The following is a 13,164-nucleotide window of genomic DNA, read 5'->3' on the forward strand; positions in this document are numbered from 1 at the left end:
AACGAGTCTTAGATTTACTTATATATTCCCTAGATTTTAGGATATACATAAGCTGACTCATGGAGACAAAGGATACTTGATAACCTTTCTCTACGGCATGGATACCTAAAGCAATGGATAAATGAGTTTTACCTGCACCCGTTGGTCCCATCATGATTAATGTAAAGTACTCATCAATCCAATTTAACTCCTTTAATACATTGAGTTGTTTCTCTCCTACGGCAGATTGTTCTTTCAAGTCGTAGCTCTCAAAGGTCATTTTTTCTGGGAACTCAGCCCATTTCATTAGCCTTTCAATATTTTTGATCTCTCTACAATTGATTTCATAGTTTAATAGATTAAAAATAAGTTCGTGATAGGTCCAATTTTTAGATTCTGCCTCACGAAGGAAGGTTGGTAGTTCCTTAGCCGTCTCTGCGAGACGCAGAGTGCGGCATTTATCTTGTAATTCTTCAAACGGGTGGTTCATTCAGTTTTACCTCCAGCCAAAACTTTTAAATAAATATCTTCAGAGCGTTCTGGTGCGACAAGATCTTTATATTTCTGATTTGGTTCAATAGCTGAAGGAGACGCTTTTTGGTATTGCACAAAAAGAGAGTGTGCAATATCTCTAAAATCATTTGCACTAGTCATTTTGAGCCTTCTCATTTCTATAAGTGCTTGTTCGATATGATTCGGGTAACTCTTGATGGTGCTTTGAAGAACCTTTAATTGATCGATTAGATGGCGAGGATATCTCTCTTTTAATTGTTCAATCAGCCATTGGAAGTTTTCTTTATCTATAAAAACTTCCTCCATTTGAAGAATTAACATCTCTCTCTTGGATGTACTCCTTTCACGATGTGACGGATCTGATATGATCAGACCTTTCCCTTGTGATATTCGATGCTTCGCCAATATAGAGCCTGTCTGTTTAAGACGAATGTATAGATCGTTTTCATCGACTTGAAGATAGGCAACATTAGGGGTGTCAGGTCTGTATGTCCCTCGTGGGACACTGTATCGGTTTCCTTCGTATCGAATGACATTGTCCTTTTGTATCGTTCTTGTTATACTAGGTACGAGAACATTCTCAAATATGTAAGTACCAGAGACTTTCTTTAAGTGTTGCTTTTCCAGGGCGTGCACTTCAGAAGGTCTCTTTTTTGTATTATGATGAACTTTATAGTTTCCTGTCCGTTTTAACCATGCCTGACAAGAAAGGTTCCAATCTGCTAAGCTGCCAAATATCCTGTTTTTGCTGAAGTTATTTTTAACGAATTTAACAACTTGTTCAATTTTACCTTTCGATTCTGGATCACTCTTTCTACAAAGGTAAATGTGAAATTGACGTGTTTGGTGATACTTTGTAAATTCAGAAGTCATGATAAGGTCTCCAGCATTTTCACTGACTGCTAAAAGCGCATCCTGATCATACACCATTTCTTCCGTCATTCCCTCAAAATAGTGAAAAGCATTCTCATGCATACGAATGACATCGGTGGTTCGGAATGGACGATCAAGCCACTCAACATATTTATATCTCGAATGAGAAAGCACGAAAGCGATAAAGTAGAGCCGTTTGTTATTTCCTTGTTTATCCTTCACAACAGTCTGACTAAAGTCCACTTGTGCTTGTTGGCCCATTGGAAGCTCAGGAACAGAAGCGTATGTGCGACTTACATTTGTTTTTGGAATGTGGTAAAAATCTCTCATCTCATTTAAGTAATTACGCACGGTATTTTCACTAACATTTTTAACTCCCAATTTCTCCTCTAGCCAATCATATACTTGAGCACCAGTAAGATCTGGATATTCTCTAAGCCAATCTAATATTTCTCTCTGATACAGATCTAACTTCTTCTCCCGTGTCCTTAATGAACTAAGAAATTCTTCAAAATCCTCCGGACTCTTATTCAAATAATCTATCACCCTATTTCTCGATATATTCAGTTTCCTAGAAATGGCACTCTTTGAGAAACCCTCTTTGTATAGTCGATGGATCTCGATGTAAATCATAAAACGGTTCACTCCTAATTCCTCACTTTCAATAGACTACATTTAGTTTATTAAAAGTGATTGTGTAATGGGGAACTGTTTAATCTTATTTGTTGAAATCTGTTTATTTCTATTTTAGGAAAACTGTTGATTCTAGTTTATCGTTTACAGGTTCAGGATTAATTGAAACCGATCAATACTTCTTAGACGTGAGTCGATATATTCATCGAAACCCCCTAGAAGCTAAAATGGTCAAACAGTTGTCTACTTATAAATGGAGCAGCTATCCCGCCTATATAAACCTGACCGAAAATCCCCATGTATCACTTCGTAAGACCCTTTCCTATTGAACGAGATTATAGCTTGAATTGGCTGGATTTTTTGCGAAATTCGCTGTATTTTTGAAAGAAATGGCATGATTTTCAATAAAATTGGCACGATTCCTAGCTTTGGGCGCAATTAACTGAAACTACCGAAATTTGTCAAAAACATTACAATAGAAGTATATGAGAGTGTGGTAAAATAGAAGAGAAACGGTATAAGATTTGTGTTGATTTTTTTTCTGTTATGTCCTCTATATGGATCTAATATGTGAGGAAATGAACAAAACTATTTCATACATAGGAATAAGAAGAATATCCATGGTAGTCTTCTTGGTTAATAGGAGAGAGTAGTGATGAAAGTAAAAAAAGAAAAGGAAGAATTTTATTACATTCTTAAGGATGCTTTTGAAAAAGGAGAAGCGGAGCGGAATGTAACGGTTAAGGAACTAGTAGAAGATTTGTCCGTAAAATTAAGCGGAATTGTTAAAAAGGATTAAAGGATGAATGATTTCTTTGGTTTGTCGGGAGATTAAGAGGGACTTATCTTCGGTATGTAACAGCAAACGTTATGAGAAACTATCAGTTGGTTCATAAGCGATAAACGGGGATTTGAGGACAAAGCCCCGTATTTTTTTGTCTATAATTATCTAAAAATTATAAATATTTTGACTAAATATCCTTTTTTTGTTAATTTATGATTGAAGTGTATTAGGATGAAATGGGGGAAGAGGATGGCAGTCAAATATCGTGGTAAAGGATCAAAGGTGTTTGCTTCAATATTAGCTGTTTCTATTGTTTTAGGGTCAGGTGGATTGGTGTCAGCGGATGAGGTAAATGGAAAGTCCTCCTATTCGCAGGATCAAAAGATTGTGGCGAGAGTGAGTGCTGAAAGAGCGCTTGAACATGTGAAGTATTTGTCTCAGGAAATCGGTCCACGAGTTGGCGGGCTTGAGGGAGAGCAACGTTCCGCTAGCTATATAGCGAATACACTTAAAAGTTACGGTTACGATGTAGAATTTCAATATTTCCCTGTTGCGGATCAATTCATTGCGAATGTGTCTCTTAATGATGAGACTGTTTGGGAAATGGGAGCTGCACCGAATGGGAAAATCAGTGATGAAGCTGTCAAAGGCCAAGTTGTTTTCGTAGAAGATGGGACCAGCTTAAGCGATTTTTCGGCTGATACAGCAGGGAAGATTGTTGTGATGGCCAGAGCATCTACTGTAGCAGGTTATCAAGCACAGGTTGATAATGCGGTGAAAGCAGGAGCGAAAGGTGTGATTTTACAAAGTCTTGTCGGCAGTCGCGGTAATTATGGACAAGCTTTTAATCCAAGTTTAGCTAAAAAATACGATGTGCCTGTTTTCGGGGCCTCTTATATACACGGAGAATGGATGAAGGAAGAGATGGCAAAAGGATCTGTTGAAGTAAGTCTGACAGCCAAACATTATTCCAATTTAAAGTCTGTGAATGTGATTGCAACGAAAGCGCCGAAAGGAAAAACAAAAGATACGAAAGAAGTTATTCTTGGAGCGCATCATGATAGTGTAGTCGGTGCTCTAGGTGCGAATGATAATGCTTCAGGTGTTGGGTTAATGCTGGAGCTTGCGAGAGTTTATAAAGGATACAATACAGATAAAGAATTAAAGTTCATTGCTTTTGGCTCGGAGGAGCGCGGTCTTCTTGGTTCACGATATTATGTAGATCAGTTATCGCAAGAGCAGCGAGACAGAATTGAAGCTGTCTTTGTTCCAGATATGGTCGCAACCAATTATGATAAAGCGAAGAACCTTTACGCGATGACAGTAGATGGTACAACGAATGCTATTACGAATGCTTCAACCGCTGCAGGTGCTCGCCTTGGAAATTCTGATATTTTACCAGGAACTTTTGGTTCAAGCGATCATGTTCCATTTCATAACGCCGGCATTCCCGCTGCATTATTTATTTGGATGGGCATTGATAGTTGGAATCCGCTCGTCTATCATATTGAGAAAGTGTACCACACTCCACAGGATACAATGGAGGATAATATTTCGGCTGAAAGAATGCAATCGGCACTCGATATTATCGGTTCAGGCCTGTTTGATACGGTAAGAAAAGACGTTCCTGCCCTTCATAAAAAATAACGAAAGAATACGCCACTGATTAATCAGTGGCGTAGACAGGCTGTTGAGAAAACCTTCTCAACAGTCTTGCTGTTTTACTTGATTGCTAAATGTTCTTTTAGCTGAGTTTGAGCTTTTTGTTGTTCTTCTTCAGACACGATATAGTAGTAGATACCATCCATCTTAGTGCCTTGTCCTTTGATTGTCATTTGTTCAACGTTTGTGCTTGCTTCACGGTAGTTTTTTTGGATGTCAATCATATTGTCAAAGGCAAGGTTTGTTTTAATATTCTTGCTAAGTGCATCAAGAATATCTCCATAGTTAGCGAGTGAGGAGATATTAGCTCCTTCTTTGATGACTGCTTGGATGATTTGACGTTGACGTTCTTGACGACCGAAGTCTCCGTTTGGATCTTCATATCTCATTTGTGAATACTTTAAGGCTTCTTCACCGTTTAATTTGATTGTCCCTTTTGCAAAGTGGACATTTCCGTATGTGAAGTCTAGGTTGTTTTGCACTGTGATGCCACCTACTGCATCGACAATGTCTTTGAAGCCATCCATATTAATTTCTAAGAAGTAATCAATTGGTATGTCTAGGAAATGTTCCACTGTATCCATTGACATGTTGGTGCCACCGAAGGCGTAGGCGTGATTAATCTTGTCTGTTGTATTATGACCTACAATTTCAGTTCTTGTATCACGTGGAATACTTAGCATTTTAACTGATTTTAGTTCGGGATTGACGGTTAGAACAATCATAGAATCAGATCGGCCTGAATCTCCATCACGTTCATCGACTCCCAATAAAAGGACGGAAAAAGGATCTTGTTTCGTCAGTTCCAGTTCATTTGTTCGTTTCTCTGAGTTACGGTCAAGATCTGTATACATAGAATTAACTGATTTATTTAATACATTCCATACATTATAAGCGAATGCTCCCCCTGCTAAAATGAAAAGAAGTATGGCGATTCCGACAATTTTAGGCCACTTTTTCTTCTTTTTCTTTCTTTTTTCTGAACTCATCTCTTAATTCCTTCCTTATTCATACTTGTGATATTTAGTCTATTATATTAGCTTTTTTGTCGAAAGGATAGATTTTTTGTTAAGTTCTGTCTGAAGCTTCCAGTGTATGTTTGTCACAGGCACTTTTCGGTTTGTGGATATAATGTGGATAATTTTGTGGATAAACGGAACCCCCGCACTAGATATGAGACATTTAGTTATATATCGCCCTAAGTCTATTTATCCAAGTAAGCATTTTGTGTATTCTTATCTATAGCTATGGGGAAGATATGAATAAAATAGAAGGAGATTTGTGAATGGAGAAAGGTTTACATAAGGGCAGCGGGAAGATGTTGATTGGGGGCATTGTGTCTCTACTGGTCTTTTTTGTGATGATGTTAGGTGTTCAGAAGAAATTTATCTTATCTTTTGATCACTCGGTTCAGGACATGTTTAGCGGGACTGGGGAAGGTGCACTTCATTTTTTTGAAGGTGTCTCTGCTCTGGGTTCGACGGCCGTCATTGCTGGGGGAAGTTTACTGTTCTTTTTATGGTTATAGAAGGAAAGCAAGTCTATAAGGAAATGCTACAAAAAATAAAAACGAAGAAATTTTTAGGACTATTCTAAAAAACTTTATATATTGTCAGAAGCATTGGCTGGTGAGGCTTCCTAACCGTTATCAACGGAAGCACTCGATCATGTTGTGGGTGGCCTATATTTGCACACTTTAGACGCCTGATGTCAGGAGTATGATGTGAGGGTGGGGGAGATGCTCGAATTATTATTTGTATGATTCGATTTTTTTTTAGATGGTTAATGAGGATATATGTGTTTAACATATTTTCTCATTAACTATCTATTTATAAAAGATTAGTATCTTAAAAATGGGGGGCAATAAATAATTGAAGAAAGTAAGAAAAGCGATTATTCCAGCGGCGGGGTTAGGTACGCGTTTTTTACCGGCTACAAAAGCGATGCCGAAAGAAATGCTGCCGATTGTCGATAAACCGACGATTCAATATATTATTGAAGAAGCGGTCGCTTCGGGTATTGAGGACATCATCATCATAACTGGAAAAGGGAAACGAGCGATTGAAGATCACTTTGATAATGCCTTTGAGTTAGAAGCCAATTTGATGGAGAAAAACAAATTTGAATTGTTAGAGAAAGTCCAAGCTCCTTCTAAAGTGGATATTCATTACATCAGACAAAAAGAACCAAAAGGATTAGGACATGCAGTATGGTGTGCGCGTAAATTTATTGGTAACGAGCCGTTCGCTGTATTACTTGGTGATGATATTGTTCAAGCGGAGACCCCGTGTTTACGTCAGTTAATGGATGAGTACGACAAGACATTATCCTCTGTAATTGGAGTACAAACGGTACCAGGAGCGGAAACATACCGTTACGGAATTATTGATCCAGGCGAACAAAACGGTCGACGTTATCAAGTGAATAATTTTGTGGAAAAGCCAGAAAAAGGAACAGCACCTTCTAATCTAGCTATCATGGGAAGATACATATTAACCCCTGAAATCTTCATGTTTTTAGAAAAACAAGAAATAGGTGCAGGTGGAGAAATTCAGCTGACGGATGCGATTCAAAAACTAAATCAAATTCAACGAGTGTTTGCTTATGACTTTGAAGGTAAGCGATATGATGTGGGGGAGAAGCTAGGCTTTATTCAAACGACAATTGAGTTTGCGTTGCAACATGAGGAGATAAAAGGTGATTTATTGAGGTTCCTAGAACAAGTTATTAAGAATAGTTCTTCAGACAGGACTGAATCTTAAATTGAGATAAGTATTCAATCTATGGAACATATTTTAAGTGAAGGAGGGACGCAATTGGTTTATAAAAGGCGGGTTCCATTATTTGTTCTGTTGGACTCCATCATTGTTTTATTTGCAATCTTTATTGGAAAATCCCTATATGAATGTGTATAAGATTCCTATGCTATGGATAAGCTCAATATCCTTACTTATAAGCCATCATTTATTTGCAAACTATTTATCGTCTTTATCAAAAAATATGGGCGTATGCAAGTGTTGGAGAATTAACAGTGATTGTGAAGTGTAACTGCCAAGCAAAAATAATAGTTTTTGCCCGTTTGAAATGAACACTTTTGCTTAAAATATATGCTGTCTATCTTTCATTTGATAGCTATCATCATTCATATGAACAACTTCTACTCGATGTAACAGACGGTCTAGAGTAGTTATTGTTATTCCTTCATCACCATCTATATCAAATCATCAATGACGGCTAAGTCAGAAGCCTGTTAATCATTTTATCTTTACCTGTGACTTGTACGTAACGAATCTTGTTGCTTAGTCATTATAAAAGAAGATTCAATCAGTTTGGTTGGCTCTCTTTTAGTATTTTCGTAGAGTTTTTCTATGAATATTGCTAATGATGATATTGAGTATGTATTTACAGCGACTTTGTCTGTTTATTACCGAGAGTTGCACGAGAGTGAGATTCCGAATAAGTTAAAACTTAATGCAATTAAGAATAGAATTGAAGAAAATCGTAGGTCAATAGCAACTCAATTTGAAATAAAGAAATAAGAATTATTTAAAAACGAGTTTAGCCAAGGTTTATTTTTGATTATATAATATTGGCCGTTCAATTATGCAAGGTGTTTTATTCGTACAGTTTCTTAAAGGGAATGTCACACAACTTACTGTTGGAATCATTATCGGTTCTTTAATGGTTGTTGTAAGTACGCTATTATTCTTGATTAATACTTTTAAATAAAAGTAAATTCACCGATTGGAAATGACATAGGCATCCAATTGTGAGTGGGAGATTTAGAGTTAATCATGCAGCCCATGATTGGTTTTTGGTATTTTTACAGTGTATTGAGGTAAAAATAATGGCTGGGGTCTATGTGATATGCCTCATAGCCGTTCATTTAATTAATTTCCTATTCTGCTTCCAAACCCTCACGGAGAGATGTCCATCCGCCTTGATACCTATCATTTTTATATGAGAAAAAATATAATTAAAGACGAGTTTATACTACTAATATAGAAGGAGATTTGCGAATGGAGAAAGATTTACATAAGGGAAACGGGAAGATGTGGATTGCCGGCATTGTGTCTCTACTGGTCTTTTTTGTGATGATGTTAGGTGTTCAGAAGGAGTTTATCTTATCTTTTGATGACTCTGTTCAGAATATGTTCAGCGGGACTGGAAAAGGTGCACTTCATTTTTTTGAAGGTATTTCTGCTCTGGGTTCGACGGGCGTCATTGCTGGGGGAAGTTTAATGTTCCTTTTGTGGTTATGGTTTGTGAAAAAGCATTATGTAGCGATGGCGATTTTTGCGATAGGAGTAGGTGGCGGAAACCTGCTTAATAAATTTGTGAAAAACAGTATGGAGAGAGAACGCCCTGTCGGCAGTGCGGAGGCCGAAGCGATGAGCTACAGTTTTCCAAGCGGACATACGATGGTGGGGTTAGTTTTTTATGTGTTACTTGCTTATTTTATTACGAAAGAACTCAAATCAAGAACAGCAAAATGGTGGATCAGCGTGGTCGTTGTTGTGCTTATGTTAGTGATGGGCGTAAGCCGGATCGCTGTGAATGCTCACTTTTTTTCTGATGTCATCGCAGGATATGCCCTCGGAGCGGTGTGGAGTTTGATTTGTATATATGTGTTTAAAAAGGTTGTGTCACAGTGACTTTTTGATTTGTGGATAACATGTGTATAAGTTTGTGGGTAAATTGATTATTTATCTTTCTTTTCTCCTTTTTGCTTATAGAGGTTCTAGCAAGTATACTAAAGCAAAAAGGAGAAAAAGTATGGGGCATAGAATTAGGGAATGGTCTCCGGACCAATATTATCACGTTAGCAGTCGTGGAAATCGGAAAGAGCCGCTGTTTTTGAGCGGGGAAGATTATTCTGTTTTCTTGCATTTACTCTCGAAAATCCATGAGAAGTATCCGATTGAACTTACCTCGTATTGTTTGATGACGAATCATTATCACCTCCAAATTCGCTCCCCTGAAGTTTCCCTCTCTAAAGTGATGGCGCTTTTAAATAAGCGTTATGCTCATTATTTCAATAAGAAGTATGATAAAACAGGTCATCTGTTTGAAAAGCGATTTTTTTCTAAACGAATTCAAGGCCAGATAGGGATGGCTGAAGTGAGCCGCTATATCCACTATAATCCTGTGAAGGCATGTATGGTTGCAGAACCACAGCTCTATCAATGGAGCAGCTATCGCTCGTATTATTCTTCTTATACCTCTTACCCCTTCCTCAATAAACAACCACTATTAACCCTCTTTAATCATTGCCCTCAAGCTTATCATGAATGGTGTATCATGAAGTCACAGTGACATTTCCAGTTGTTGATAATATGTGGATAATTTTGTGAATAAGCCGTCGCTAGTCTACCGATAGGCGGTGGTTTTATTCTGAATTTTGTCTATTTTAGCTCTTTTTACAGGGATAAATGGTAATATAGGGGATGAGTCACAGTGACATTTTCATCTGTGGGTAATATGTGGATAAGTCTGTGCATAAACGTTTTTATTATTTGGAGAGGAGATTTTGAGAGCATGATTAAGAGGTTGAAGAGAGCTGGAGCATTAGTAGCTGCTTTTGTGCTCGTGTTGAATTTATGGGCGGGAGTAGCGCCTCATTCAACAGAAGCTGCCGCGAAGAAAGTGTATACGGTTTCACCGACAACAAAGCCGGTGAATTCAACGGTGTTAAAGTATACTACATATAATAGCCATACGAAGCATTATTACTTATTACGCTCTTACTTAGAGAAGTTAGAAAAAGAAGGTGGCGGTACGCTCGTATTGAAAAAAGGAACGTATACGATTAGTAATGTGTTATATATTCCATCGAATGTAACCATTAAAATGAAAAACGGCGTCAACATTGTGAAAGGAACGAAAACAGGCACAAACAAGTTTAGCCCGTCAAAATCCATTTTTCAGTTAGTTAAGCCATCGAAAGCCAATAAATCAGGTGTATACGGAAAGTATAGTGGAGAGAAAAACATTTCTTTCATTGGTGAAGGTACAGTCACGATTGATATGAAGTATGAAAAAGACGCCATTGCGATTATTATGGGGCATAATCAAAATGTAAAAGTGGAGAATATCCAGTTTAAGAATATGTATTCAGGTCATTTCATTGAGATGGATGCTTCTAGTAACGTTGTGATTCGAAATAATAAATTTACAGGTTCAAAAGCATCAGATAAGAAGAATAAAGAAGCAATTAACCTTGATACACCTGATAAAACGACAGCAGGGTGGAGTCAAAAGTGGAGCAAGTATGACAAAACTTCAAATCGCAATGTAACGATTGAAAACAATACATTTAAGAATGTTGATCGTGCCGTAGGTACGCATAAATATTCCGGTGGCAAGTATCATGATCGAGTTGTAATCCGCGATAACAACATTGATGGAACGCGTTCAGATGCGATTCGTGTGATGAACTGGTCAAATGCGATTATTGAAAATAATGTAATCAAAAACATAGAGAACGGTAAGGCAGGTACACGAGGCATTTTAGCGAGTGGCGCGATTAATCCAACATTTCAAAATAATGAGTTCAACAATGTAGGCAGAATCATGCAATTCATCGCTTGGAAAAACAGCGGCCCAGGCTCACAATATGCGATTACATATAACAAACTAAGCAAGGCTAACAAACAAGCACTCCTAACAAACAAAGCCATCAACACATCCGAAACCATCATCCGAATCAGCAACACGTACAACGAATTTGTGAAAGATACAGAGAAGATCGAACTTGAGTCACAGTGACTTTTTAAGTTGTGGGTAAAATGTGTATAACTCTGTGGGTAAATGGAAAAGGAGCGAAATGATTTCGCTCCTTTTAGCTTGGTTCTGACAAGCTATTACTGGTTTCCTAGCTGTTGTCCCGGCGTAAATGGAATATTGGCAGCGTTTGTAATGATAGTCGAGACATCGGTATTGTCGATGACTCGGTTAAAGGCTGAGCTTCCAGGTCCTGTTGCGAATATCGGAATCATATTGGCTGTATGTCCGCCGGTGGAGCTGGCGGCACGAATACTGGAATCGACGACGCCCACGTTGTAATGTTTAGCGATGGTGCTGCCCACTTCCCAATTTACGCGATTTTTTGGATAGACCATCGTCCGATTGCTTTCGATATTCTTAATGAATTGCTGTGCTTCTTTTAGTGTAAGCTGGATATTAGCATGTTTGCTAAATACCTCCATCACACGTTCAGGTGCAAGCCGAGCATCTTTAGTTGCCTGGAGCTGTTTACTCATATATTCAGCGCTCACGTTTACTTTTTTCAAGCCTTCGATATTCATCTTTTCTGTTGCCGAGATTCCCATTGTTTCGTGGTCCGCTAGGACAACAACGAGCGTGTCGTTTCGTTTCTTCGCCCAATCCACAACTGCTTTCACAGTTTGGTCAAACGCAATGGTTTCCTTCCAGATACCAGTGACATCAGCAGCATGGGCCATATGATCGATTCTTGCTCCTTCAGCCATTAGAAAAAATCCTTCTTCTCCCCGGGACAAAACATCAATCGCCTTCATTGTCATCTCTTGTAAGGTAGGCTCTTCAGATTTATATTCCTCCTTATCAATTTGAAAATTCATATAGGCAGGGTGGAACAGACCTACTAGTTTATTATTCCGTGGTGACGCAGCAGTCAACTCATTGCGATTCGTTGCAATCGTATAACCGGATTTACGGAATTTTTCTATTAAATCGACGCCATTTTGCTTCTTGGGCGTAAAATAGCTGGCCCCACCTCCAAGGATGACATCAATTTTATGGTTAAACAGCTGCCGTGCAATATCAGCGGCATCTGTCCAGCGGTTGGCGACGCTCGCTCCAAAAGCGGCAGGTGTCGCATCTACAACGGTGTTTGTAGAAATGATGCCTACTTTTTTGCCATGTGTTTGAAAAGCATCGAGCATACTGTCTACTTCTTGTCCTTTTGCATCGATTCCAATCGATTCATTATTCGTCTTGATACCTGTCGCAATCGCCGAACCACCGGCTGCTGAATCGGTGACAAAGTTATTGGCTGAGTACGTGCGCATCAGACCGACATGATTGAGCGTCTCCATATGTAAAATGCCTGTCTTGCCATACTCTAGCTGACGGGCCACCTCTAGTTGACCAAGCCCCATCCCATCGCCAATGAGCAAAATCACGTTCTTCGCCGTAACATTGTGCTGCCCCGCACCATGAACCTGCATCGGAGCAGCTAGGAGGAGAAGCGCAACCAGCAAAATGTCACAGCGACTTTTAAAGATGTGGATAATATGTGTATAAACCTGTGTATAACTTCTATTCAATTTGTTCCACTCCTTTATCTTTAGGTGTTGGTTGTAGTATGTGCGGAATTGGGAGTAGAGAGTCATAGAAGTGGCTTAATGTAAAGGAATTGTTGCATTTCACTCTGTAATTTTTCGGAAGGTCATTACCGTATAATGGGAGGCTGTCCTAAAGGTCATGAAAAATGGCTTCCGGGGCAGCCTCCCTATTTAGTTGAACGATTATTCTCCTCAGATACTTCCTTTTTGCCATCCTTCATCAGGGTTATGAAGGACAAAAATGAGGAATCTAGCTGGGGAAATGTCCTTCATCAGGGTTATGAAGGACAAAATGGAGGAATCCAGCCAGGGAAAAGTCCTTCATCGGGGTTATGAAGGACAAAATGGAGAAATTCAGCCAGGAAAAAGTCCTTCATCGAAGTCATGAAGGAC

11 protein-coding genes and 1 pseudogene are annotated in these 13,164 nt (G+C 38.7%); 7 read left to right on the top strand and 5 right to left on the bottom strand.

Annotation, left to right across the window (positions count from 1 at the left end):
- Both V7068_RS18540 and istA read right to left on the bottom strand, forming a co-directional pair.
- Positions 1 to 469 (bottom strand): ATP-binding protein (locus V7068_RS18540; protein WP_499714007.1); only part of this gene is annotated, 469 nt, incomplete at its 3' end.
- The gene (gene istA / locus V7068_RS18545; RefSeq protein ID WP_499714008.1) at positions 466 to 1,998 is read right to left on the bottom strand and encodes an IS21 family transposase; all 1,533 of its coding nucleotides are present in this window, start codon (positions 1,996 to 1,998) and stop codon (positions 466 to 468) included. The genes istA and V7068_RS18540, both read right to left, overlap by 4 nt.
- A 655-nt stretch (positions 1,999 to 2,653) precedes the next feature.
- Here istA and V7068_RS18550 point away from each other — a divergent pair.
- Together V7068_RS18550 and V7068_RS18555 are read left to right on the top strand one after the other, a co-directional pair.
- Positions 2,654 to 2,797, top strand: a complete 144-nt coding sequence (locus tag V7068_RS18550) for a YwzD family small protein (protein WP_499714009.1) — start codon at positions 2,654 to 2,656, stop codon at positions 2,795 to 2,797.
- A 234-nt stretch (positions 2,798 to 3,031) separates the two neighbouring features.
- A complete protein-coding gene (locus V7068_RS18555) occupies positions 3,032 to 4,429 on the top strand; it encodes a M28 family metallopeptidase (protein ID WP_499714010.1) in 1,398 nt (465 codons plus the stop codon).
- Between the two features lie 74 nt (positions 4,430 to 4,503).
- Here V7068_RS18555 and tagU read toward each other — a convergent pair whose 3' ends face one another.
- A complete protein-coding gene (gene tagU, locus V7068_RS18560; protein ID WP_499714011.1) occupies positions 4,504 to 5,433 on the bottom strand; it encodes a polyisoprenyl-teichoic acid--peptidoglycan teichoic acid transferase TagU in 930 nt (309 codons plus the stop codon).
- A gap of 296 nt (positions 5,434 to 5,729) precedes the next feature.
- On the opposite strand from tagU, the gene V7068_RS18565 reads away from it, so the two are divergent.
- The gene (locus V7068_RS18565; protein ID WP_499714012.1) at positions 5,730 to 5,972 is read left to right on the top strand and encodes a hypothetical protein; all 243 of its coding nucleotides are present in this window, start codon (positions 5,730 to 5,732) and stop codon (positions 5,970 to 5,972) included.
- A 343-nt stretch (positions 5,973 to 6,315) separates the two neighbouring features.
- Entirely contained in the window at positions 6,316 to 7,206 is an 891-nt protein-coding gene (gene galU, locus V7068_RS18570; protein WP_499714013.1) for a UTP--glucose-1-phosphate uridylyltransferase GalU, read from the top strand.
- Positions 7,207 to 7,542: 336 nt separating this feature from the next.
- Here the strand turns inward: galU and V7068_RS18575 are convergent.
- Positions 7,543 to 7,653 (bottom strand): annotated as a pseudogene (locus V7068_RS18575) (ATP-binding protein); the annotation flags it as partial.
- 810 nt (positions 7,654 to 8,463) lie between these two features.
- Between V7068_RS18575 and V7068_RS18580 the strand changes: the two are divergent.
- The 3 genes from V7068_RS18580 (at position 8,464) to V7068_RS18590 (ending at position 11,212) form a co-directional block, all read left to right on the top strand.
- The gene (locus tag V7068_RS18580) at positions 8,464 to 9,099 is read left to right on the top strand and encodes a phosphatase PAP2 family protein (RefSeq protein WP_499714014.1); all 636 of its coding nucleotides are present in this window, start codon (positions 8,464 to 8,466) and stop codon (positions 9,097 to 9,099) included.
- Positions 9,100 to 9,220: 121 nt separating this feature from the next.
- Entirely contained in the window at positions 9,221 to 9,760 is a 540-nt protein-coding gene (locus V7068_RS18585) for a transposase (RefSeq protein ID WP_499714015.1), read from the top strand.
- A gap of 222 nt (positions 9,761 to 9,982) precedes the next feature.
- Positions 9,983 to 11,212, top strand: a complete 1,230-nt coding sequence (locus tag V7068_RS18590; protein WP_499714016.1) for a right-handed parallel beta-helix repeat-containing protein — start codon at positions 9,983 to 9,985, stop codon at positions 11,210 to 11,212.
- A 95-nt stretch (positions 11,213 to 11,307) separates the two neighbouring features.
- Here the strand turns inward: V7068_RS18590 and V7068_RS18595 are convergent, their stop codons facing one another.
- Positions 11,308 to 12,654 carry an alkaline phosphatase gene (locus V7068_RS18595; RefSeq protein ID WP_499714017.1) on the bottom strand — a complete coding sequence of 449 codons (1,347 nt, stop codon included), beginning with the start codon at positions 12,652 to 12,654 and terminating at the stop codon, positions 11,308 to 11,310.
- Positions 12,655 to 13,164 lie beyond the last annotated feature (510 nt).

Origin of the sequence: Bacillus sp. JJ634 (assembly GCF_036962285.1) — a bacterium.
Classification (GTDB): domain Bacteria; phylum Bacillota; class Bacilli; order Bacillales; family DSM-1321; genus Peribacillus; species Peribacillus asahii_A.